At 63.2% G+C, this 23,878-nt stretch carries 17 protein-coding genes; 12 read left to right on the forward strand and 5 right to left on the reverse strand.

Features of this window, described 5'->3' with window-relative positions:
* The first annotated feature begins 451 nt into the window (after positions 1–451).
* Both ACT89O_RS18180 and ACT89O_RS18185 read left to right on the forward strand, forming a co-directional pair.
* The gene (locus ACT89O_RS18180) at positions 452–1,057 is read left to right on the forward strand and encodes a TetR/AcrR family transcriptional regulator (protein ID WP_487260781.1); all 606 of its coding nucleotides are present in this window, start codon (positions 452–454) and stop codon (positions 1,055–1,057) included.
* A 9-nt stretch (positions 1,058–1,066) separates the two neighbouring features.
* Entirely contained in the window at positions 1,067–1,864 is a 798-nt protein-coding gene (locus ACT89O_RS18185; RefSeq protein ID WP_288850904.1) for an alpha/beta fold hydrolase, read from the forward strand.
* A gap of 135 nt (positions 1,865–1,999) precedes the next feature.
* Here the strand turns inward: ACT89O_RS18185 and ACT89O_RS18190 are convergent, their stop codons facing one another.
* Positions 2,000–2,866 (reverse strand): IclR family transcriptional regulator, encoded by an 867-nt coding sequence (locus ACT89O_RS18190; RefSeq protein ID WP_288850903.1) that lies wholly within the window; start codon positions 2,864–2,866, stop codon positions 2,000–2,002.
* 285 nt (positions 2,867–3,151) lie between these two features.
* Here ACT89O_RS18190 and ACT89O_RS18195 point away from each other — a divergent pair, with 285 nt between their 5' ends.
* The 8 genes from ACT89O_RS18195 to ACT89O_RS18230 all read left to right on the forward strand — a co-directional run bounded on the left by ACT89O_RS18195 (position 3,152) and on the right by ACT89O_RS18230 (position 11,146).
* Complete coding sequence (locus ACT89O_RS18195; RefSeq protein WP_228896687.1) at positions 3,152–4,261, forward strand: ABC transporter ATP-binding protein; 1,110 nt, start codon at positions 3,152–3,154, stop codon at positions 4,259–4,261.
* The gene (locus ACT89O_RS18200) at positions 4,258–5,130 is read left to right on the forward strand and encodes an ABC transporter permease (RefSeq protein ID WP_228896684.1); all 873 of its coding nucleotides are present in this window, start codon (positions 4,258–4,260) and stop codon (positions 5,128–5,130) included. Before ACT89O_RS18195 ends, ACT89O_RS18200 begins: the two co-directional genes overlap by 4 nt.
* Before the next feature lie 4 nt (positions 5,131–5,134).
* A complete protein-coding gene (locus tag ACT89O_RS18205; protein ID WP_487260782.1) occupies positions 5,135–5,929 on the forward strand; it encodes an ABC transporter permease in 795 nt (264 codons plus the stop codon).
* Between the two features lie 15 nt (positions 5,930–5,944).
* Positions 5,945–6,241, forward strand: coding sequence for a (2Fe-2S)-binding protein (locus ACT89O_RS18210; protein WP_487260783.1), 297 nt, complete (start codon positions 5,945–5,947; stop codon positions 6,239–6,241).
* Positions 6,238–7,638: an FAD/NAD(P)-dependent oxidoreductase gene (locus ACT89O_RS18215; protein WP_487260784.1), complete on the forward strand. Its 1,401-nt coding sequence runs from the start codon at positions 6,238–6,240 to the stop codon at positions 7,636–7,638. The genes ACT89O_RS18210 and ACT89O_RS18215 overlap by 4 nt, the downstream gene beginning before the upstream one ends.
* A complete protein-coding gene (locus ACT89O_RS18220) occupies positions 7,635–8,792 on the forward strand; it encodes an NAD(P)/FAD-dependent oxidoreductase (protein WP_487260785.1) in 1,158 nt (385 codons plus the stop codon). The genes ACT89O_RS18215 and ACT89O_RS18220 overlap by 4 nt, the downstream gene beginning before the upstream one ends.
* Positions 8,793–8,842: 50 nt before the next feature.
* Complete coding sequence (locus tag ACT89O_RS18225) at positions 8,843–9,913, forward strand: ABC transporter substrate-binding protein (RefSeq protein WP_487260786.1); 1,071 nt, start codon at positions 8,843–8,845, stop codon at positions 9,911–9,913.
* A 180-nt stretch (positions 9,914–10,093) separates the two neighbouring features.
* Positions 10,094–11,146 carry a c-type cytochrome gene (locus tag ACT89O_RS18230; RefSeq protein WP_487260787.1) on the forward strand — a complete coding sequence of 351 codons (1,053 nt, stop codon included), beginning with the start codon at positions 10,094–10,096 and terminating at the stop codon, positions 11,144–11,146.
* Between the two features lie 258 nt (positions 11,147–11,404).
* On the opposite strand, the gene ACT89O_RS18235 is transcribed toward ACT89O_RS18230, so the two are convergent.
* Together ACT89O_RS18235 and ACT89O_RS18240 are read right to left on the reverse strand one after the other, a co-directional pair.
* Entirely contained in the window at positions 11,405–12,724 is a 1,320-nt protein-coding gene (locus tag ACT89O_RS18235) for a tetratricopeptide repeat protein (protein ID WP_487260788.1), read from the reverse strand.
* A 14-nt stretch (positions 12,725–12,738) separates the two neighbouring features.
* A complete protein-coding gene (locus ACT89O_RS18240; protein WP_055400622.1) occupies positions 12,739–13,278 on the reverse strand; it encodes a hypothetical protein in 540 nt (179 codons plus the stop codon).
* Positions 13,279–13,460: 182 nt separating this feature from the next.
* Here ACT89O_RS18240 and ACT89O_RS18245 point away from each other — a divergent pair, with 182 nt between their 5' ends.
* Positions 13,461–19,433, forward strand: a complete 5,973-nt coding sequence (locus ACT89O_RS18245) for an alpha-2-macroglobulin family protein (RefSeq protein ID WP_487260789.1) — start codon at positions 13,461–13,463, stop codon at positions 19,431–19,433.
* Between the two features lie 52 nt (positions 19,434–19,485).
* Positions 19,486–19,854: a hypothetical protein gene (locus ACT89O_RS18250; protein WP_487260790.1), complete on the forward strand. Its 369-nt coding sequence runs from the start codon at positions 19,486–19,488 to the stop codon at positions 19,852–19,854.
* A gap of 527 nt (positions 19,855–20,381) precedes the next feature.
* On the opposite strand, the gene ACT89O_RS18255 is transcribed toward ACT89O_RS18250, so the two are convergent.
* The gene (locus ACT89O_RS18255) at positions 20,382–22,034 is read right to left on the reverse strand and encodes a GTPase (protein ID WP_487260791.1); all 1,653 of its coding nucleotides are present in this window, start codon (positions 22,032–22,034) and stop codon (positions 20,382–20,384) included.
* An 11-nt stretch (positions 22,035–22,045) separates the two neighbouring features.
* Positions 22,046–23,869, reverse strand: coding sequence for a dynamin family protein (locus tag ACT89O_RS18260; RefSeq protein ID WP_487260792.1), 1,824 nt, complete (start codon positions 23,867–23,869; stop codon positions 22,046–22,048).
* Positions 23,870–23,878: the final 9 nt, after the last annotated feature.

Here is a 23,878-nt window from a genome sequence, read left to right on the forward strand (position 1 = left end):
GTTGTGTGTTCGTTTACGAAGATGTTGAGTGCTCTGCGGCGTGCGCCATTGTTGGCAATGCGGCGCAGACGCGGAAGAGCGCGGACTATAGCGGCGCATCTGCGCAAGCCACAACCGCATTGGCAAGCCGTGCTTTTCAGGCCACAGGACTCGCGCGAATGGGTGGCGGGTGTTGCGGGCTGAGCCACCACCCGCTCGCACAGCACAGCACAGCACGGCGCAACGCGATGGGTCACGCTTCAGTCGAGTTGCCGGAATCCTGCAACGCGGTCTGTGCCGGGCGAAACCCGCTGCCGTGGCGACTAGCCCGCCAAGCCCTGCGCAGGCCTTCTCAACGTCGCATCAAACGGATTGATCTTCCGCCCAATAGCCGCCGCCTCGGAGCTTGAGTTCTTATTGCATCAAAGTAATTTACATTGTACATTTACATCGTAAATTACATGGAGATGCGATGCCGAAGGCGTTGACAGAAGCAGAGGTTCAGGACTTTCGCCTCCGGCTACTTTCAGTGGCCGAGCGTGCATTTGCCGATCACGGCGTCGAGGGGGTCTCCGTGCGGCAGCTTGCGCAGGAATTGGGCTGCAGCGCGATGACGCCCTACAGGTACTTTCGCGACAAGAACGAAATCCTTGCCGCTGTCACGGCCGCCGCACTCGACCGCTTTTCAGAATCCCTGGAGCTTGCCTTTGCCACAGAGGCGGGCGCCTGGGAGCGTTCAGCCGCTGTGCGGCAGGCATACCTTCGCTTCGCGTATGAAAACCCCAGGGCCTACAAGCTGATGTTCGATCTTCCGCACCCTGACGTGGCGGGATTTCCAGACCTTGCGCGCGCCGCCCTGCGTGCCGAACAAATCATGACTGCGCCCATGGAGCTTCTGGTGAAAGGCGACTTCCTGGCCGGAGACTCGCGCCTTCTGGGGCGGATTTTCTGGAGCGCCATCCACGGAGCCGTTTCGCTGCAGTTGGCCGGAAAACTCGATTCCGACCCGGCCTTTGAACATGTTCTTGAGAACATGCTGCGCTTTCTCGTTGCTGGCGCCCGTGCTGGCCACCCATAAGGAGCCGGAATGTTGAATGTCGAAGGAAGCCAGGTGCACCTGGTGGACAAGGGCATGGGGCCCCCCGTGTTATTTCTGCACGGCAACCCAGACACCTCTGAAGTGTGGAGCGGCCTCATCGAACACATCCAGTCGGAGCACCGGTGCCTTGCACCTGATCTGCCAGGCTACGGACGATCCATCGCTGCGCCGCACTTCAACTGCTCGCTGGAGCACTTGGCAGGGTTCGTTGATGGTCTGCTCTTGCAAGCGGGGCTGACGGAGCCGCTTCATCTGGTGGTCCATGACATTGGCGGCCAATTTGGCTTGGCGTGGGCCGTCAAGTGGCCTGAAAAGGTCAGGTCGCTCACCATCTTCAACACGGCGTTCTCGCCGGACTATCAATGGACAACGCTACACAAGATCTGGCGCACGCCCTTCGTCGGTGAACTGGCCCAGCGCCTGACAAGCCGCCGGGCCTTCACGCGCGAGATGAAGAAAGGCGCCAGCCGGCTCTCCACCGCGCAAATCGATCAGATCTACGACCGGATCACCCCCGCGATGAAGAAAATGGCGCTGCGCTTCTTTCGCGCCAGCGAACTCTCTCACTTCCGAGGGTGGGACACGCAGTTGTGCGATCTTGCGTCTCGCATTCCCTCTCAGGTGTTGTGGAGCGATGACGATCCCTACATCGCCCCCACGTTCGCGGATCGCTTCGGCGCGCAGGTAGTACACCGATATCCGGGCTATGGACATTGGCTCGCGCTGGAGGCGACAGACCTTGTGGGTCGTGAATTGAAAGCGTTTCTCGCGCGGACACGTGGTTGACGCCAAGGGCGCGGGTTACCTGTCGATTGGAGGAAGGACCACGCAATCTGTACACGTTCTTTGGAACAGCTGTTTTTGAACTGTTTGTGAGATCGGCGACCGACTCAAAACAGCGTCCCTGGGCGCCACTTTCGATCAATCCCTTTGCGTGGAGGTTGCCATCCCGACAGGGTTGATCTGCCGTTCTCCACTCCCGCCTGACAGACTTTGCGCAGGCCGCCTCAACGTCGCATCAAACGGATTGATCTTCGGCCCGATCGCAGCCGCCTCGCGCTTGAGCAACTCCACCACCGTGGGAAGTCGGTCGTCGTTCAGTCGCGCAGAGATGGTGCCCACGCTCAGCGCCGCCACCGCACGGCCCTCACGGTCCAGGATAGGCACAGCCACACCGGCCATGCCTTCGAGCAAGCCGGTATTGCGGCCCGCGTACCCCAGCTGGCGCACCCGCTCGATCTCGGTACGCAGATACACCTCGTCAAACACACCGTACTCGCGCACGCGCGAGAGGTTGAAGCGGATGACCTCTTCGCGCTCGGCCTCGGGCAAGAAGGCCAGGATGGCCAGCGCACCCTGCCCCACGCCCAGGGCCACGCGGCCGCCGATGTCGCCGGTGAAGGAGCGGATGGGGAAGGGTCCCTCGCTGCGGTCCAGGCACACGGCATCGAACCCGCTGCGCACCAAGAGAAAGATGCTGTCGCCCAGGCTGGCGCACAGGCGCAGCAGCGCGGGGCGGCACAGGCTGCGCAGGTCGCCGGGGTTGCCCGCTTTGGCAGCCAGGGCGAAGAAGTCCATGCTCAGTCGGTAGAGCTTGCTGCGCTCGTCCTGCTCGACCATGCCCTCTGCCACCAGCGATTGCAGCAAACGGTGCGTAGTGCCCTGCGTCAGGCCCACAGCACGCGCCAATTGGGTGACTCGCCCGCCCTCGGCCTGCACGGCCGACAGGGCCCGGATGACGGCAAACACCCGGGGTACGCCGCCGGTGGCGGTGGATGCGGCTTCCATACCTCGCTCCTGTGGAATTCGTTGATCAAACTGAAGGCATCATATTTCATTGAACGGAATAAATTCAATAAAAATTCTGTTTAATGGAATACCCGAAGCATTCTGGTTTGTTTATTGCAATAGATTCAATTGAATCGAGCGGCTGTTCCAGCTTTTGTATGGCACTTGCACCACCCCGGTGCACGCACACCGAAGGCCCGCAGCCCATCCCTGCAACTCCACAGCAGGTGGCACGCATGGCCCCCAGGCAAACCGTGCGATGCCACTACCGGAAAGGCTTTCGCCATGTCGTTTCTCAAGCTCACGGATGTGACCAAGTTCTATGGCAGCACCTGCGCGGTGCAGTCCATGAACCTCACGGTGCAAAAGGGTGAATTTGTGTCGCTGCTGGGCCCTTCGGGCTGCGGCAAGACGACCACGCTGCAGATGGTGGCGGGGTTTGAGGCCGTGACCAGCGGGCGCATCGAGCTCGATGGCAAGGACATCACCCACGCCAAGGCCAACACGCGCGGGCTGGGCGTCGTGTTCCAGAGCTATGCGCTGTTCCCGCACATGACGGTGGCGGCCAACGTGAGCTTTGGGCTGGAGATGCGCAAGGTGCCCAAGGCCGAGCGCGCCGAGCGCGTGGCCCAGGCGCTGGCCCTGGTGCACCTGGAAAAGCATGCCACGCGCTACCCGCGCGAGCTGTCCGGCGGCCAGCGCCAGCGGGTGGCGCTGGCCCGTGCGCTGGTGATCGAGCCGCCCGTGCTGCTGCTGGACGAGCCCCTGTCCAACCTCGACGCCAAGCTGCGTGAGGAGATGCAGTTTGAGCTGCGGCAGATTCAGCGCAAGGTGGGCACCACCACCATCATGGTCACGCACGACCAGAGCGAAGCCATGTCCATCAGCGACCGTGTGGTGGTGATGGAAGCCGGCCGCGCCACGCAGATCGACCACCCGCACCGCGTATACGAGCACCCGCGCACGCGCTTCATCTCCACCTTTGTGGGCAAGGCCAACCTGCTGCCCGGTCAGGTAACGCATGCAAGCGGCATGCACACGCAGGTGAAGGTGGGCGCCCTCACGATGGAGGTGGACGGTGCCCGCTACCGCCCCGGCGCCGCCGTGCTGCTGAGCGTGCGGCCTGAAAAAGTGCAACTGGTGCCCGCCGTGCAGGGCCGGATGGATGGTCAGGTGTGCGAGCGGTTCTTCCTGGGCAGCCAGTGGCTGTACCGTGTGGGCACCCCCGTGGGCGACCTGATGGTGCTGGTGCCCAACGACGGCCGCGCTGCGCTGGCCGAGGGCGAGCACACGGGCGTGGACTGGCCCGACCACTGCATGCGCCTGCTGCCCGCCGATGAAACCGCCATGGCCGAGCTGGAGGCCGAAGACACCGCCGCCGAGGTGACGCCATGAGCTTGGCCACCACCTTGCTGCACAAAAAGGCCGCGCCCTGGTGGTTGTCCGGCCCGGCGCTGCTGCTGTTCACGGTGCTGTTGCTGGTGCCGCTGGCACTCACGGCCGTGCTGTCGTTCAACGCGTTCGACCCGGCCACGGGGGTGAAGGCGGGCGAGTTCACGCTGGAGCACTACGCCCATGTGTTCACCGATTCTTACTACCACGCCATCTTCTGGCGCACGTTCTGGATTGCGGGGCTGGTCACGCTGATCTGCGTGCTGATTGGCGCGCCCGAGGCCTACATACTGAGCCGCATGGGCAACCCGTGGCGCTCCATCTTGCTGCTGGTGGTGCTGGCACCGCTGCTGGTATCCGTGGTGGTACGGGCCTTTGGCTGGAGCATGCTGCTGGGGCCTGAGGGGCTGGTGAATGGGTTGTTCGGGCTACTTGGATTCGGCCCCGTGAAGATGCTTTACACCGAGATCGCCGTGGTGATTGCGCTGGTGCATGTGATGCTGCCGTTCATGGTGATCCCGGTGTGGACATCGCTGCAAAAGCTCGACCCGGGTGTGGAGAACGCCGCCCTGTCGCTGCAGGCGACGCCCTTCACCACGCTGCGACGCATTGTCTTGCCGCAGGTGCTGCCAGGCATTTTGTCGGGCAGCCTGATCGTGTTTGGGCTGGCGGCCAGTTCGTTCGCCATCCCCGGCCTGCTGGGCGGGCGGCGCCTGAAGATGGTGGCTACGGTGGTGTACGACGAATACCTGCACGAGCTGAACTGGCCCCTGGGCGCAGCGATTGCGCTGACGCTGCTGGTGGCCAACCTGGTGGTGATGCTGAGCTACAACCGGCTGGTTGAGGGCCGGTACAAGAAAGCGTTGGGCTGAAGTTATGCAGAAGAACGGACCTTTGGCCCTCGCGTTCAACGCGCTGGTCATCACCTTCATGCTCGCCCCGCTGCTGGTGGTGTGCATCGTGGCGTTCACGCCGCACAACACGCTGACGCTGCCCACCACTGAGTTCTCGCTGCGCTGGTTCAAGGCAGTGTTCGCGCATTCGGACTTTGTGCAGTCGTTCTGGAACAGCCTGTGGCTGGCGCTGGCATCGGCCACGCTGGCCACGGTGCTGGCCGTGCCGGCGGGCATTGCCATCACACGCTACGAGTTTGCGGGGCGCGGCTTTCTCAACGGCCTGTTCCTGTCGCCGCTGATCATTCCGCACCTGGTGCTGGGTGTGGCCCTGCTGCGCCTGTTTGCACTGCTGGGGGGCACGGGCAGCTTTGGCTGGCTGGTGTTTGCGCATGCGCTCATCGTTACGCCCTACACGCTGCGGCTGGTGGTGGCCGCACTGGTGGGGTTTGACCGCAGTGCCGAGCATGCCGCGCTGTCGCTGGGTGCCAGCCAGGCCACGGTGTTCACACGCATCACGCTGCCGATGATTTTGCCCGGCGTGACGGGCGGCTGGTTGCTGGCCTTCATCAACAGCTTTGACGAAGTGACGATGTCGATCTTTGTCACCTCGCCCAGCACGGTGACGCTGCCGGTGCGCATGTACATGTACGCCACCGAGTCGATTGACCCGCTGATGGCGGCGGTGTCGGCGCTGATGGTGGGCCTGACGGCCTGCGCGATGGTGATTCTTGACCGCGTGTACGGCCTGGACCGTGTGCTCGTAGGGCGCAAATAAATGGGCACGACTTCCATGACTGTGAACACAGCCCTGCTCCACCGCGTGGCCGAGAAAGACCGCGCGCCCGTGCCCTTCCTGCTCGACGGCGAACCCGCCACTGCGCTTGAAGGCGACACGGTGCTCACGGCCATCCTCACGCACCGCGCCCAACTGCGCCGCAACGAGTTCAGCCATGAGCCGCGTGCCGGCTTTTGCCTGATGGGTGCGTGCCAGGACTGCTGGGTGCAAACCGCCACGGGCGAACGCCTGCGGTCTTGCGCCACATTCGTGAAGGCAGGCATGCAACTGACCACAGGGGAGCCCCAATGACCGCCCCCACCTTGCAACCCGTGATCGTGGGCGCAGGCCCTGCGGGCATCCGCGCTGCGCAAACCCTGGTGGCGCATGGCGTGCGGCCCGTGGTGATCGACGAGGCCGTGCGCGGCGGCGGTCAAATCTACCGCCGCCCACCCGCGCACTTTGCCCGCAACGCACAAACGCTGTACGGCACCGAGGCATCACGCGCCACGGCGTTGCACAGTACCTTCGACGGGCTACGGTCCCACATTGACTACCAACCCGACAGCCTGGTGTGGAACGCCCAGGGCGGCCAGCTTGATGTGCTGCACGGCCCCACACAAACCACGCGCACGGTGCCCTACGGCCAGCTCATCGTCGCCAGCGGCGCTACCGACCGCGTGTTGCCCATACCCGGCTGGACGCTGCCCGGCGTGTACACCCTAGGTGGCTCGCAGGTGGCGCTCAAGTTCCAGGGCTGCACCATTGGCCGCAATGTGGTGCTGATGGGCACCGGGCCGCTGCTGTACCTGGTGGCGTACCAATATGCCAAGGCGGGTGCCAAGGCGGGCGTGAAGGTGGCTGCAGTGCTAGACACCGCCCGCTTTGCCGACCAACTGGCCGCGCTGCCCGGCATGCTCACCCAGCCTGCCGTGCTGGCCAAAGGGATGTACTACGTGGGCTGGCTGCGCGCGCATGGCGTAGCGGTGCACACCGGCGTGCGGCCTTTGCGCGTGGAGGGCGAAACGCGGGTGAATGCCGTGGTGTGGAGTGACGGCCAGGCCGAGCACACCGTGCCCTGCGATGCCGTTGGCTTTGGCTACGCACTGCGGTCCGAAACCCAACTGGCAGACCTGCTGAGCTGCCGCTTTGCCTGGGCGCCCATGCACCGCGCCCACCTGCCCGAGCGCGACAGCGCAGGGCGCACCAGCGTGGCAGGCGTGTACCTGGCGGGGGATGGCGCGGGCATCATGGGCGCCGATGCGGCCGAATGGGCGGGTGAGCGCGCTGCGCTGGCGCTGCTGGCAGACCATGGCGTGAAGGTGGATACCGCACGCGCTGCAGAGCTGGAACGCAAGCTCGCGGACTTGATGCCCTTCCGCCAAGGGCTGGAGCGCGCCTTCCCCTTCCCTTCAGACTGGGCAACGCACGCCCCCGACGCGCTGGTGGTGTGCCGCTGCGAGAACATCACGGCCGGCGAGCTGCGCGCCTGTGCCCGCGATGCGGGCGCAGACGAGATGAACCGTCTTAAAGCCCTGACCCGCGTGGGCATGGGCCGCTGCCAAGGCCGCATGTGCGGTGTGGCCGCTGCAGAAATTCTGGCCCACGCCACAGGCAAGCCGATTGACACGGTAGGACGGCTGCGCGGACAGGCGCCGATCAAGCCGATTCCCATCCACCTGCAACGCCAGGCGGAGGCCCGCGCATGACCGCCACCCCAACGATTGACACCGACGTCGCCATTGTGGGCGGCGGCATCATGGGCGCATCGGCCGCACTGGCACTGCGCCGCAAAGGTGTGGCGGTGGTGCTGCTGGAGCGCGACCTGTGCGGCTCGCGCTCCAGCGGCGTGAACTACGGCGGCGTGCGCCGCCAGGGCCGCCCGGTGAGTCAGCTGCCGCTGGCGCAGCGCGCTCACAAGGTGTGGGCCGACCTGCCCGCGCTGATTGGCACCGATGGCGAATACCAGCGCAGCGGGCACTTCAAGATCGGGCGCAGCGAGGCGGACGTGGCTGCGCTGGAGGCCTATGCCAACCTGAGCCGCGACTTCGACCTGGGCATACAACTCATCTCGGGCACCACGCTGCGCGAGCGCTGCCCTTGGCTGGGCGGGCGCGCCGTGGGTGGGTCGCTGTGCCCTGATGACGGGCAAGCCAACCCGCGCCTGGTGTCGCCTGCGTTTGCGCTGGCGGCCAAGCGCGCGGGAGCGCAGATTCTGGAGCGCACACCGATGACCTCGGTGGAGCACGACGGGCAGCTGTTTACCGTGCGCTCCGGCACCACCGTGGCGGTGCGTGCGCCCGTGCTCATCAACTGCGCTGGTGCCTGGGCCGGTGCGCTGGCCGCGCAGTTTGGCGAGGCTGTGCCTATCCATTCCGGCCATCCGGCCATGGCCGTGACAGAGCCCCTGCCCTTTTTCATGCACTGGAGCCTGGGTGTGGAAGGCGGCGGCATCTACTGCCGACAGGTAGCGCGTGGCAATCTCGTTCTGGGTGGTGGCGCAGGTGTGGCGCTGGATGCCGACCGCGCCCGCTCCGAGCGCAGCGCCATCGCTACCTTGGCAGTGCAGGCCGTAGAGCTGTTGCCCGCCCTCAAGAATGCGCATTTCATTCGCACCTGGAGCGGCACCGAAGGCTATCTGCCTGACCGCCAGCCGGTGCTGGGCAAGAGCCACACCACGCCCGGCCTGATCCATGGCTTTGGCTTTGCGGGTGCAGGCTTTCAGATCGGCCCCGGTGTGGGCGAGGTGCTGGCAGAGCTGGCACGCGATGGCCGCAGCACCACGCCGATTGATGCCTTCGCGATTGAGCGATTTCTCCCAACGACGGTGGCTGACGTGGCCAGCACTGCCGCTGCCCACTGACCCCGTTTGCCACCGAAAAAACTCCCCTCCCCACCAGAAAGGAAACCACCATGACCTTCTCCCCCCGCTTTGCCAGCCGCACCCGCAGCGCCCTTGTGACGGCCGCTGCACTGACCGCCGTGGCCGCCACAGGCACCGCCACCGCGCAGACCAAGACGCTGTACATCGGCATGAATGGCGGCACGATGGAGAAGGCGTACACGCAGTACGTGTTCCCGGCGTTTGAAAAGCTGCATGGCGTAAAGGTGGTGGTGGTGCCTGGCACGTCCTCGGACATCCTGGCGAAGGCCCAAGCCAACAAGGACAAGCCGCAGATGCACGTGATGTTTCTGGACGACGGCATCATGGTGCGCGCCATGGGCATGGGCCTGTGCGAAAAGCAAAAACCCAACCCGCACCTGAACGACATCTACCCCGCCGCCCGCTTCAAGGACGACCTGGCCAGCGGAGTCAGCGTGGGTATGACGGGCATCGCCTACAACACCAAGATGTTTGCCGAAAAGGGCTGGGCCGCGCCCACCTCGTGGATGGACTTTGCCGACCCCAAGTACAAGGGCAAGGTGGTGTTCCAGTCCATGCCCTCCTCATCGTTCGGGCTGCACGGCTTCTTGATGTTCAACCGCATCCAGGGCGGCAACGACAAGAACGTGGAACCCGGCTTTGCCAACTGGGCCAAGACCATCGGCCCCAACGTGCTGGAGTACATCCCGAGCTCGGCCAAGATTTCGGAGATGGTGCAAACGGGCGAGGCCGCGATCTTCCCGCTCACGCCCACGGCCGTGGCTGCACTCAAATCCAAGGGCATTCCGGTGGAATACGCCCAGCCCAAGGAAGGCTCGGTGGTGCTGATGACAGGCCAGTGCGTGATCGCCAAGAACAGCGAGCCCGAGCTGGCGCAAAAACTGGCCGAATTTCTGCTGAGCCCCCTGGCGCAGGCCAACGTGCTGCAGTTTGGCGCGCAGATCCCCACCAACCCCAAGGCCCCGGCCGTGGGTGAAGGCGCCGAGCAGGTGGCCAAGATCAACCAGTGGATGAAAAACGCCGTGACCCTGGACTGGGACAGCGTCAACGCCAACCGCCCGGCCTGGAACACGCGCTGGAACAAGACCATCGAGCGCTGAGCAACGGGGCCGTTGACGCGCGCCGCACCACACTGGCGGCGCGTTTGTGACAAATGTCACCGGCTGCGCCACGCCCTGCGGCAGGAGGGTGTCACAAACCGCTTCTTCGAATCCAGAATCCGGCGCCTGAACACGCTGATTCGTTCAGTTGCCATTCATTCGAAGAAGAGGGATACCACCATGAAACGCTGGATCAAATGGACCGCAGGCGGCGCGCTGCTGCTGGGCGTGGTCGTTGTGGCCACAGCCACCAGCGGCCTGTACCTGGCCGAGCAAAAGCGCAACCGCTACATCGACATCAAGCCGCGCCCCGTGGCCTACACCACCGACGCGCAGACCATTGAGCGCGGGCGGTACCTGTATGCGTCGCGCGGCTGCACCGACTGCCACGGCGCGCAAGGCACGGGCCGCGAGTTTGTGAACGATGGCAAGGGCACGCGCATCGTGGGCCCCAACATCACCCCCGCTGGCGTGGTGGCCCGCTACCAGCCCGAAGACTGGAACAGCGTGATCCGCCACGGCGTCAAGCCCAATGGCCGCCCGCTGCTGGTGATGCCCAGCGAGGACTACAACCGTTTTACCAACGACGACCTGAATGCCCTGGTGTCCTACGTACGCCAGTTCAAGCCGCAGGAGGGCACGCAGGCCGTGGTGGAACTGCCCCGCCCTGCCTGGGTGCTGTACGGCCTGGGCGCGATCCCCGACGCAGCCGCGCGCATCGACCACCAGCTGGCGCCATCGCGCCCCGTGCCTGCGGGTGTGACGGTGGCCAACGGCCAGTATGTGGCCAACATGTGCATCGGCTGCCACGGCGCAGACCTGTCGGGCGGCAAGATCCCGGGCGGCCCGCCGGACTGGCCCGCCGCTGCCGACATCCGCCCCGGCGCCAACAGCGCCATGGCCCGCTACCCCAATGCCGCCAGCTTTGTGGCGATGCTGCGCACTGGCAAGCGGCCGGATGGCACACCGATCCAGGTGATGCCGTTTGAGTCGCTGGGGCAGTTGAGCGACGTGGATGCGAAGGCGCTGTATCTGTTCTTGACAGCCCCTGGTGCCCTTGCCAAGGCGGGGGGCGCCGGGGCGGGCGTGGGCCATGCACCGGCGAGTGGGGAGGTGGGGCTGAACGGTGGAGTTGCAGACGCGCATCTGGTGCGGGTGGAGCAGCCAAAGGGGCCGCAGCATCGGCCGTCGAACGTGCCTTCGGTGTCTTCGGGGTTGCGGATGCCGGGGTGATGTTTGGTCTTGTATTTTTGATGTTTTAGGCCGCTAGCGCTTGTGTATAAAGCGCTAGCAGCTACTATTTTTATAGTGGTCGCGGGTAGGTGCCCCGCCCGTTCGGGCCGAGCTTGCCGAAGCCGGGATGGCTTGCTGGTTTGTGAGGCGTGCCTGTTCAGAGCACAAGCCCGGCCGGTTCAGTGAACATCCGGCAGTCACTATCAATACCATAGCTGCTCACGCTTTATAGATAAGCGCTAGAGCCCCATAGCACCCTTAAACCCCCGCTGCCCCCTGCGGCACATGGTTGCGCAGCAGCCACCGCGTTTCCCGCGTGGCCTCGGTGTCTGGGTGGCGGGACTCCAGCGTGGCCAGCACGCGCAGGGCCATGTCGGCGCGGTTCATGCCTTGCAGCAGCACGCGGGCCACCAGTTCATAGGCGGCGGGCACGCTGTCGTGGTTTTTGAAGCGGCGGTCAAAGCCCTGCAGCAGGGCCAGCGCGTCTTTGGCGTTGTTGGCATTCCAGGCGGCTTTGGCCAGGTTGAGGGTGGCGTTGGCGTCCTGCAGCGCAAACTGGGCGTCCTGGGCCCGGCAGGTTTGAAAGACCTTGAGCGCTTCGCCGCCCTGGCCCGAGCGCAGCAGCAGCGGGATGTAGCGCTGGGCATGGTCCAGCAGGGTGGCGGTTTTGCCTTCGGCCAGCGTCAGCACACGGTGGTAACGGCGCTGTGCGGGCACTTCGTCGCTGCGGGTGCGCTGGTCTTCGTAGGCTACACCCAGGGCGCCGACCATGTCGCCCGCGGTGATCAGTGCGGCCACGTGTGCGTCGGTGGCGTCTTGCTCGATCTGGCGGGGGCTGCGGCGGTCCACAGGGGCGCCGTCGTCGTCCAGGCCTGCGCCGGGCAGCAGGTCAATGCCAAAGGCTGCATGGTTCTGGTACATCGCGTAGCCCAGCAGGCTGGCCATGACCCAGCTGAAATAGATCAGCAGCCAGTTGACGATGGGCAGCAGGATCCAGCCCTTGAAGATGGGCACCAGCATGCCCAGTGCGATGAAGGTGCCCTGGCTCAGCAGGAAGAGGAACAGGCACAGCAGCAGGTAGGGCCAGCCAATGGTGCGCACGGCGTTCCAGGCGTTGGCGGGGTTCAGGGTTTCGGTAAAGCTGCAGGTCTGCACCAGCACGATCTGCGTGGCGGGCAGCAGGAAACACATGGCCAGCCAGGCCAGCGTGCCCAGCACGGGGTTCAGGCGCTGCAGCCAGCCCACGGCCATGGCTTGCACGATCAGGATGGCGAACAGCTTCCAGGGCAGGTTCTTCCAGTCCGGGTCCAGCTCGGAAGGGTAGTCCTCGGCCTTGTAGATGCCGCGCGAGCCCAGGGCCGTGACTTTGAATCCGTAGCGCGATGCGGCCAGCAGGATGCCGATCTCCACGATCAGGATGCCCAGGGCGTCGGGCACAAAGAAGATCAGCTTGAACAGCAAGCTGGAGAGCGCCAGCAGCACGCTGTACATCAGCGGCTTGGGTTGCAGCGGAAACGCGAAAAAGGTGTTGATCTGGTGCCAGAACGGGCGGGGCGTCTTTGCGGTTTCGCGCTGCATGGGGTGCCCCGGGCTTATTTGGAGAAGAAGTCGGACTGCGACATCCCGCGCCCGCCCGCCATGCGCACCACGGTGCGCTGGTCGGAGCGCAGGAGCTTCATTTGCCCCATTTCGCGCACGAGTTGCTCGTTGAAGGTGGAGCTGAACTGCATGACGGTTTCTCCCATCTTCAGCAGGCTGGTGCCTTTGACCTTGGCGCTTTTGCGGCCCGGTTCGATCTCGATGCTGTCGATGTGGAATTCGAACTCGACCGTCAGGATGCCGCCCATGCGGTCACCGATCTGCTCGAACATCTGCATGCTGGCCTTGAAGGCCTCGCACTGCTGGTCGTGGTTGAGTGTGCTGCGCTGCGTCTGGCCGTTCATCACCGTCTCGTCCTGGATGATGGCCTTGCTGCTGAGCTGTTTGCACATCAGCTCAGCGTCTCGCTTGTAGAGGGCGTGCGCGCTCTGGTCGTAGTAGGCGCGCACCATTTTTTCGTCCAATGTGCGCCCACCGACAAAGTAATACCAGGCGCCCGCGCACAAGGCCGCCAACAAGACGATCTTTTTCATGATTCCCTCTCTCCCGCTTTATTTTGCGGCGCAGTATACCGGTGGGGTTTGTGCGCACTGCCCGCCAGCCTTGGCGCGCGGGGGCTGCGAACGAGTTGTTACCTTCCGTGTCATCGCAGCAGGGGGCGGTCCCCGGCATATCGGCTACCCTCGCGGTCGAGTCGGATAGAGGGATGTCAAAAATGAATGTCTTGCAACGTGCCCTGGTGTTGTTGTCGGGGGCTTTGGTTTCCATGGGCGCACACGCCCTGCAGATCACCAGTTTTTCACCGCAGGGCGAAGTGGCCCGGGTGCGGCAAGTGGTGGCCAAGTTCGATGCGGCGGCCGTCAACTTCGGCGACCCCAAGGCGCCCGCGCCCATCAACCTGAGCTGCAGCGATGCCAGCGCCACCAAGGGCACGGGCCGCTGGACAGGCGAGCGCGAGTGGGTTTTCGACTTTGAAAGTGACCTTCCACCCGGCGTGCGCTGCACCGCAACGGTCAAACCCGGGTTCAAATCGGCCTCTGGCGCTGATCTGACGGGCGCCAAAAGCTATCAGTTCAATAGCAGTGGCCCGTTTGTGCAGAGCATCCGCCCCAACCCCTACCAGGCCATCGACGAAGAGCAGTTCTTCGTGCTGCAGTTGAACGGGCCCGCCACCACCGCAAGCGTTCAGGCGAATGTGTGGTGCACGGTGGAAGGCGTGGGCGAGCGCGTGCCGGTGCGGCTGATTGAGGGCGCGCAGCGCGCCGAAATATTGAAGACGCTGGGCCTGGAAAAAAGCGCGGCGAAAGAACCCCTGCAGTACGCCACGCTGGCCTGCAACCGGCGGTTCACCTCGGGCTCACGCATGCAGATCGTGTTTGGCAAGGGCGTGGCCACACCCAGCGGCGTGGCCAACACGGTGGAGAAGCGCTTTGACTTCAAGGTGCGCGAGCCGTTTGCGGCCGAGTTCAGCTGCGAGCGCGAGAACGCGCAGGCGGCGTGCCTGCCCATCCGGCCGATGCAGCTGTCCTTCAACGCCCCGGTGCCGCGCAGCCTGGCCACCGCCATTCGCCTCAAGTCCGCCAAGGAGACCCTGAAGCCCCAGACCGATGGCGGCATCGAGGGCCAAAAGGGGGATGCGCTGGTCAACAGCGTGCAGTTTGCGGCGCCCCTGGCCGAAAACACGGCCTTCACGCTGGAGCTGCCCAAGGACTTCAAGGACGCCTCGGGCCGCCCGCTGCGCAACGCAGACAACTTCCCGCTCAAGGTGGCCACCGGCGGCATGCCGCCCCTGGCCAAGTTTGCGGCCGCGCCGTTTGGCATCGTCGAGCGTTTTGCCGAAGGCCCGCGCTCTGACAACCCCCCAGCGCTGTTGCCCGTGACACTGCGCAACGTGGAAGCCGCCTTGCGCGTGCAGGGCCTGCAGCCGGGCACCGTGAGCACGCTCAAGCCGCGCACCGACGCCGACATCATTGCGTGGTTCAAGAAGGTGCAGCGCTACGACAGCTACGTGGTGGATCGCAAGCAGGCGCGGCGCGATGTGACCGGACCGCTGCCCAAGGTGCTGGACGAAGACAAGGAGTATGTGCAGTCACGCATGCTTTCGCTGCTGGCGGGCAAGGGTGGCGTGAAGACGCTGGACTTGCCCAAGCCAGCGAGCAACGACCCGCGCCCGTTCGAGGTGGTGGGCATTCCGCTGCCGCCCGGCTTCCACGTGGTGGAGATCGCCTCGCAAAAGCTCGGCGCTTCGCTGCTGGATGAGCGCCACGGGGACGCCCGCACGATGGTCGTGCGCACCTCGGCCCTGGTGACCAACCTGGGCGTGCATTTCAAGCTCGGCCGCGAAAACGCCATGGCCTGGGTGACCACGCTGGACAAGGGCCAGCCGGTGCAGGGCGCCACGGTGCGTGTGAGCGACTGCAAGGGCAATGAGCTGGCCAACGCGCTTACCGATGCTCAGGGCGTGGCCCGCATCGAAGGCCTGTCGTCCGACCCCACCCGCTGCGGCGATGGCGGCGACTACGGCGACGGCGGCAACGCCTACTTCGTGAGCGCGCGCCACAAGGACGAGGGCGGCGTGGAGGACATGGCTTTCACCTGGAGTGACTGGCAGCGCGGCATCGAGCCCTGGCGCTTCAACGTGCCCACGAACAGCGACCCGCGCCCCAGCGAACGCGCCCACACCATTTTTGACCGCACCTTGTTTCGCGCGGGCGAGACCGTGTCGATGAAACACGTGCTGCGCTCGGAAACCCGCCAGGGTTTTGCGCTGCCCAAGGCACGGCCCGAAACCCTGGTCATCACCCATGTGGGCAGTGGCCAGCAGTTCACCCAGCCCATCGTCTGGCGCGACACGGCCACGGGTGGCCTCAGTGCGCTGAACAGCTTCGCCATCCCGCCCGCCGCCAAGCTGGGGGTGTACCAGGTGGAGCTGCGCAAGGATTCCGGTGATGAACGCAGCTTCGGCTCCGGCGAGTTCCGGGTGGAGGAGTTCCGCCTGCCCGTGCTGGAGGGGCGCATCACCCCGGTCGAGAAGAAGGCCCTGGTGCGCGTGCGCTCGGTGCCCACCGATGTGCAGATCAACTACGTGGCGGGCGGCGGGGCCGCCAACCTGCCGGTGCGCGTGTCGGCCATGGTGCGCGGCAAGGCGCTGCAGTACAGCGACTACGAGGCCTTCCGCTTCACACCGCCCCGCAAGCGCGAGCAGGAAAGTGCGAACAGCGACGACGAAGAAGCTGCGGCCCGCCAGGATGCACGCGTGATTGCCGACAAGCTGCCGCTCACGCTGAACAAGGACGGTGCGGGCAAGGTCACCATCGACAACGTGCCCCAGGCCCGCCAGCCGCAGGAGTTGCTGCTGGAAGCCACCTACGCCGACCCCAATGGCGAGGTGCAGACCATCCGCAGCACGCAAGCGGTGTGGCCCGCCGGTGTGGTGGCGGGCATCAAGACCGAGGGCTGGGTGTCTGCCCGACAGAAGATCCGCTACCAGGCGCTGGCCTTGCAGCACAACGGCAAACCCGCAGCCGACACCTCGCTGCAGGTGCAGGCCATTGCCCGCATCACCACCAGCACACGCAAGCGCATGGTGGGCGGCTTCTACAGCTACGACAACCAGACCGAAACCAAAGACCTGGGCACGCTGTGCAGCGGCAAAAGCGACGCACGCGGCCTGCTGCTGTGCGAATCCAAGCTCGACGAGCCCGGCGAGGTGGAACTGGTGGTGACCGCCACCGACAAGGACGGAAACACCAGCGTGGCCGCATCCTCCGTATGGGTCACGCGCCAGGGCGAGCTGTGGTTTGGCGGCGAAGACCACGACCGCATCGACCTGCTGCCCGAAAAGAAAAGCTACCAGCCCGGCGAGACCGCCAAGTTCCAGGTGCGCATGCCGTTCCGCTTTGCCACGGCCCTGGTGGCTGTGGAGCGCGAAGGCATCATCGACACCCAGGTGGTGCAGCTCAACGGGCAAGACCCCACGGTGAGCCTGAAGGTGCAGCCCGACTGGGGCCCCAATGTGTACGTGAGCGTGCTGGCCCTGCGTGGCCGCCTGCGCGAGGTGCCGTGGTACAGCTTCTTCACCTGGGGCTTCAAGGCGCCGCGCGAGTGGTGGACCTCGTTCTGGTACGAAGGCAAGGAGTACCAGGCGCCCACGGCGCTGGTGGACTTGTCCAAGCCCGCGTTCCGTCTGGGCATGGCTGAGATTCGCGTGGGCACAGCGGCCCATCAGATCGACGTGAAGGTGACGGCCGACAAGGAGAGCTACGCCGTGCGCGGCAAGGCCCAGGTCACCATCACCGCGACCCTGCCGGGCGGCAAGCCCGCTGCCAATGCCGAGGTGGCCCTGGCCGCTGTGGACCAGTCCCTGCTGGAGCTGATGCCCAACACCAGCTGGAACCTGCTCGAAGCCATGCTGCAGCGGCGCAGCTGGGGCGTGGAGACATCGACCGCGCAGATGGAAATCATCGGCCGCCGCCACTACGGCAAAAAGGCCGTGCCTGCAGGCGGTGGCGGGGGGCGCGCGCAGACGCGTGAGCTGCTCGACACGCTGCTGCTGTGGGAGCCCTCCATCCAGCTCGACGCCAACGGCCAGGCCAAGGTGACGGTGCCGCTGAACGACGCACTCACCACCTTCAAGATCGTGGCCGTGGCCGATGCGTCCACCGGCCTCTTCGGCACCGGCAGCACCAGCATCCGCGCCACGCAGGACTTGCAGATCATCAGCGGCCTGCCGCCACTGGTGCGCGAGGACGACCAGTTCCGCGCCCAGATCACGCTGCGCAACACCACCAAGACGGCGATGAAGGTGGAGGTAACGCCCCGCGCCACGCTGCTGGACTTGAAGCCGCAGACCATCGACATCCCGCCGGAGGAAGCGCGTGAGGTCGCGTGGAACGTGACGGCGCCAGCGCAACTGGCGCAGACCCGCGCCGAGTCCATCCTGTGGGAGATCGAGGCGAAGGACACGGTGGGCGGCGCGCGCGATGCGCTCAAGGCCCGCCAGCGCATCATCCCGGCTGTGCCACTCACGGTGCAGCAGGCCACGCTGGTGCAGGTGGACGGCAGTTTCAACCTGGATGTGAACCCGCCAGCGGACGCCATCCCCGGCCGGGGCGGCCTCAAGATGTCGCTGCAGCCCAAGCTGGCCGAAGGCCTGCCGGGCGTGCGCGACTGGTGGGCCCGCTACCCCTTTGCCTGCCTGGAGCAAAAGACCAGCAAGGCCGTGGGCCTGCGCGACGGCGCGCTGTGGCAGACCGTGGTGGCGCAGTTGCCCACCTACCTCGACAGCGACGGCCTGGCCAACTACTTCCCACCGCGCGATGGGGATGGCAACCGGGGCAGCGACACGCTCACGGCTTACGTGCTGGCCGCCACGCACGAGGCCGCCAGCATCAACCCCGCGTTTGCATTGCCCGACGCCGCCCGCGCGCCCATGGAGCGTGGCCTGATAGCGTTTGTGGAAGGCCGCATCCAGCGCAGCTTCTGGAGCCCGCGCAAGGACCTGGACATGCGCAAGGTGGCCGCGCTCGAAGCGCTGTCGCGCTACGGTAAGGCCCAGGGCCGCATGGTCAGCAGCATCACCATCGCGCCCAACCAGTGGCCCACGCACACGGTGATCGACTGGGTCAACGTCTTGAAGCGCGTGGCCGATGTGCCGCAGCGCGACCAGCGCCTGGCCGAGGCCATGCAGATCCTGCGCAGCCGACTGTCGTTCCTGGGCACCAAGCTCATCTTCAGCACCGAGCAGGACGACTACTGGTGGTGGCTGATGCAAAACGGCGACGTGAACACCGCGCGCCTGATGCTCGCGGTGATGGACGACCCCACCTGGAAGGACGACATGGGCCGCCTCGCCAACGGCTTCATCAGCCGCCAGCAGGCGGGCGCCTGGCACACCACCACCGCCAATCTGTGGGGCGGGCTGGCGCTGGAAAAATTCAGCGCCAAGTTCGAGGCCGTGCCAGTCTCGGGGACCACCAAAGCCGCGATGTCTGGCAACACCGCCAGCGTGGACTGGAGCAAGGTCGAACGCGTGAAGGCCAGTGACGCCACGGGCGCCGCGCACCAGACGACCTGGTTCGGTGCGCCCGCATCGCCCGGCAACCTCAAGAACAACGACATGTTCCTGGCCTGGGGCAAGGCCGGTGGCAAGGAGAACCTGGCGGTGACCCACCAAGGGCCCGGCAAGCCGTGGCTCACCCTGCAATCCGTCGCCGCCATCCAGCTCAAGGCGCCCTTTGCTGCGGGCTATGCCATCACCAAGACCGTGACACCCGTGGAGCAGGCCAACAAGTCGCTGCCCGCAGGCCAGTACACGCGCGGCGACGTGCTGCGTGTGACGCTGGAGGTGAACGCCAGCGCCGACATGACCTGGGTGGCCATCACCGACCCGATTCCGGGCGGTGCCACCATCCTGGGCAGCGGCCTGGGCCGGGATTCGGCCATTGCCACGCAGGGCGAAAAGGCCCGCAGCGGCGCGGGCTGGCCCGCGTTCGAGGAGCGCAGCTTCGAGGCCTTCCGCAGCTACTACGAATACCTGCCCAAGGGCACGGTCAAGATGGAATACACCGTGCGCCTGAACAACGTGGGCGACTTTGCGCTGCCCCCGAGCCGGGTGGAAGCGATGTATGCGCCCGAGATGTTTGGCGAGGTGCCCAACGCGCGGGTAAAGGTGGAGGCGGCTCGGTAAACCGCAGCGCCATGCAGCCTTCCGTTTTGAGCCTGCCCTTCAGAACAACGCCATGAGCCTCAGTGTTTTTGTGGAACTGCGGTTCTGGGTGCTGGTGGCGTTTTCGCTGGTTTTGCCTGCGGGCATTTACGGGTTGCTGCTGGCGACCCGGTCCATCTCCCGCGTGGCCGTACTCGGCTTTGGTGTGGCGCTGGTGCTGATCGCAGGGGTGGACGTGTACCTGCTGCAGTCGCTCGCGTCCCTGGCCAAAACCACGCCGTCGCTGGCCGACGACGCGGTGTTCATCTCCGAGCTGTCCATCGCGCTCTATGTATTGCCCGTGGTGTTTGGTGGCATTGGCGTCAACCTGATTTCGCACGTGCTGCTGCGCCACCTGACCGAGGCGGAGAAGCGGTTTGATCGGGAGCACCCGAATGAGTGAGTGGGCAGTGGCAATCGGTGCATGGTGGCGTCTTCGGTTGCTGGTGCGATCATGTGCAGCCCTTAGCTGGACCCGAATCAGTTGTCAAGGAATCCGTGACAACTGCCGCAGATGGCAAAAAGTACAGCACCCAGCACTCCCCTGCGCGCTGCGGCCAGCTCAGATTTGGGCGTATGCGTAGGGAGAATGGGTAGCGTTGCTGGTTATGAGGCTTGATGGCGTTGCGTGAGAGCTATATACAGGGCCAAATGCTAGAACTCACAAACTCTGACAAACCTCTGAATTGATCTTCACAAAATCATCCCATTCAAATAAATGGGAAAGATTCTGAGAATAATATTCCTCAACCCGGCAGACCAGTGGGCGATCTGTATAGATCAGGCACATATTGTTGGCTTCATTGAAATGCCTGCATATCGAATCACCGCGATCCAACCAAGATGTTTCCGGGCTCCTATCCACCTGTCTGCAACACTTGCCGCAGCCATTGCATGGAAAGGGTCGCCGGGTTGCGTCGGCGCTTGCTGTCACGCGCTCAATGCCTGTTGCTGGATAGTCACCCATTTTTGCAGGCGTTCGCTGGCCAGTCTTTCTTTATCGCTGAAACCTTCGCGCAGCTTGTCCACTTGGGCGTTTAACTGGGCAAAGAATCCATCGATTTCTTGCAGGATATTTTCGCGCATGAATTGCTTGAAGCCATCGGCCAGTTCTTGCGCAAAGTCATCCATTTGTTGCTCTGCCCGCTCACGTGTAAGGCGTTGTTTTTCCATGTGTTCGCGCATTGCTTTTTCTTCAGGGTCGCCGGAGAACATATCGAATACCGCCATCCCCACCGTGACGACGGTGCCAATGTAGGGAACGTATTTGGTCATCACGGTTCCGGCCCATTTTTCCATGGTCTTGGGGCCAATCCCCTTCATGAGTGATGGCAATATTTCCTTGACTGTTTTCAGTGTGCTGACGATGTGCTCCGGCCTGACCATCGAGGCCATTTGCTTGGAAGCCTGTGCCGCCATCTCGGCGGAAATACCTGAGGATTTTTGCGCTCGTGGCATGGGTTGCTCCAAGTCTGGCGCATTTTCTGTTGCCGGAATCTCATCGGCATGGGTGTATGGCCCCACCTGAGGCATGGTCGCCTGCAACTCCTCGATGTCTGCTTGTGCGATGGCGACAACCTCCTGCAGTCGGTTGCTCAGGTGCCTTTGCATCTGTTCGCTGGCCTGCTGCAGGATGCCTTCGATTTTCTGTTGGCAATCTTCCGGGCTGGTGCGCAGGGCACGTTTGGTTTTATCGTAAATCGCTTGTCGTTCCCTCTCGATTTCATTCACCATGTCAGAAGACAGTCGCGATTTATCCCGAACCATTTGACGCAGAAATTTGTCGAATTTTTTCGTGATGTCTGTATCGCCTTTTTGGCTGCCCAGCACTTGCACCTGGGTATTCAAAAATTCCACGAGCTGGTGCTTGAGGCGGTCATATACATCGTCGGGAGAAATACCGTCCAAAAAATCCGTGAGCTGGTTTTTAAATGCGAGGTAACCACTCAATTCCACCAATTCGGGCTTGCCCTTCAATTGTCCTTGCAAGGCGCGTTTGGCATTGATTTTGACAATTGGCACTTCCTTGAGGATATTATCCATGCCGCGTTGCGTTGCAATCCGCTGGAGTTGCTCGCGGGTTTGGTCTTTGAGCTTGATGTAATCCTCGTCGCTCAATCCCTTCTTGTCGTTGAACACCATGAACACCTGCTTGTGCGCCGCCAGCAGATCCACCAGCACTTCCAACGTCTTGGATTCTTCAACAGTGCCCAGCGGATCGACCACAAAGATGATCGCATCTGCCTTGAGCATCTGGGCGTTGGTTACGTCTTCATGCGCAATGGGGGCGTCCACGCCGGGGGTGTCGAGAATGCTGTATTTGTCCCAGGCGTAAGCCGTTACCTGGTCGGTCAAGGGAATGTCATCCATTGCGGCCTCTTCCCGGCCCAGCAGCACATTGATCAAGGTGCTTTTGCCTGCGTTGTAGACTCCATAAACCATGATGCAGGCATCTGGCTTGCACTTTTTCTCTTCAAATACGTGCTCAACTGGCGCGAAGGGTGTGGCTAATTCTGAATCGATTGCGGCGTAAGCACGGGCCTGTTCGTAGGCGCCTAGCAATTGGGTGGAATTGATTTTCATGATCTTGGATTTCAAAGTGCGAGCTGGGTTTTGTTGAGAATTTTCTGCAACTCTGAATCGAATTGCGCCATTTCGGCAGACAGTTTTTTCAAAAGGGTTTTGATGCTGCCCTCAAACTCCTGCCATAGGTTGGTGGAGTTTTTCTGCAACAGTACGTCGAGCGCTTCGCAGTGGGTGTGCAGCAGTTTGCGTCGAATGTCCTGCAAGTTGTCGCCCACGGTGATCTGAACATCGCGGTAGCGAATGCTGGCGCTATCGCCAGTGGCACTCCCCAGCCCGCCTCCCACCATCGAGCCGACAGCCGCTCCAGCAGGTCCTGCGACCAAAAAACCGATTCCTGCACCCAAGAGAGAGCCTATGCCTGCATTGCGCTTTTTGGTGCCCGAGCGTGTGCCAGCCTCCACCTGTTCAGTAATGGTGTCGAGCTTGAAATCGGGAATCCGGGTCAACAGGCTGTGCTGGTAGGTGCTTTTGACGCTGGCTTGAAACTCTTTGGTTAAATCATCCGCAATAGCTTGGAGTCGCTCGTTGGTGATTTCCTGGAATTTCTCTCCGAGCTTGCTGTTGAAATTTTTTAATTGGCTGTTAATACGATCCGCATCGTCCCGGCTATTCTCCATGCCGACAAAGAATGTGTCGATGAAACGTTTCAGATCGTTTTGACCCTCGCGGCTGTGCTGAGAGATTTGGTTTTCGAGGCTTTCATCCAATTTCCGCATTACTGGACTGAAGTCGGCAATCAGCTTCTGGTAGGGCTCCAGATCGTTCTCGCAGTCCACCAGAAAATGGTGCAGATTTCTCATGGGGACGCTCTGCTTGATCTTGACACCTTCGGATTGGCAAATGTCTTGCAATGTTGCGCAAAAGGGGCCTATACCGCTGTCTAGAAAGGCTGCCTGGTCATTGGCGTGCTCTTGGGCGTAGCGCGACGAGATGGAGACGATTTCCAGCTTGTTGGAATCTGGGAGCTCCTTTAATTCCCCGCGTACATAGTCTTGCTGTTTAGCGCGCCGTGCAGCGCCTTTCATGACGATGCATTGAATCAAATCACCGCTGTCGTCGACATCTTCCTCAATGTCGTCGCTGCCCGTGAGCAGCAGCAGCGTTCTTTTGTCTTTGTGGATGAGATCTCGGATTTCTGCCAGATCGCTGGCGCGTCCCGGCGCATCCGACTTCATGGTGTAGAGGATCAGGTCGGCATGGTCTAGGTATTCACGGGCCAGGTTGCCATTTTCTTCTTTCAGGGAGTGCAGGCCCGGCGAATCCACCCAAGTCAGACCCGGCAGGCTGAAACTCTGGATGGAACTGGTAGCCTCAGTGGCGCCGACCCGGAATTCACGCTTTTTCTCAGCCTCTTTGGGGCGGTCTCCACCTTCTACCTCCACCTTGGCGTGCGATTGGTACTTGGGGTAGCGCTCTGGTAGCGTCTGGCGTTTGGTGTCGTCCGTGGGGTCGGTGTGGCCCCAGGCCATGTAGTTGCCCAGCGAGCTTTTGCCAGACTTGACTTTGCCAGTGACAAAAACCAGCAGCGAATCTTCAAACCCTTGACGGAATTCGACACCTTTTTGACGCCCTGCCACCTTGACGTCCCACTCGCGACTGGTTTGCGTCATGGTTGCCACGAAGTTGTTCAACGGCGCTTGCAGGGGGTTGGCTAGGGGCAAGCTTTTTTGCGCATTCTGCAAATGGCTGGAGATGGCCTGCACCAGTTTGGCGCGCGAGGCGTCGAATCCCTGTTCTAACGCCTGGGCATTTTTCAGTGAGCTGGTGAATTGCGATTCCAGCGCGCCGAACGATGCCAGCAGTGCCTCTCGGGTGATGGATTTTTCTGTCATGGTGAGATT

It is taken from the genome of Acidovorax sp. NN32, assembly GCF_057597245.1.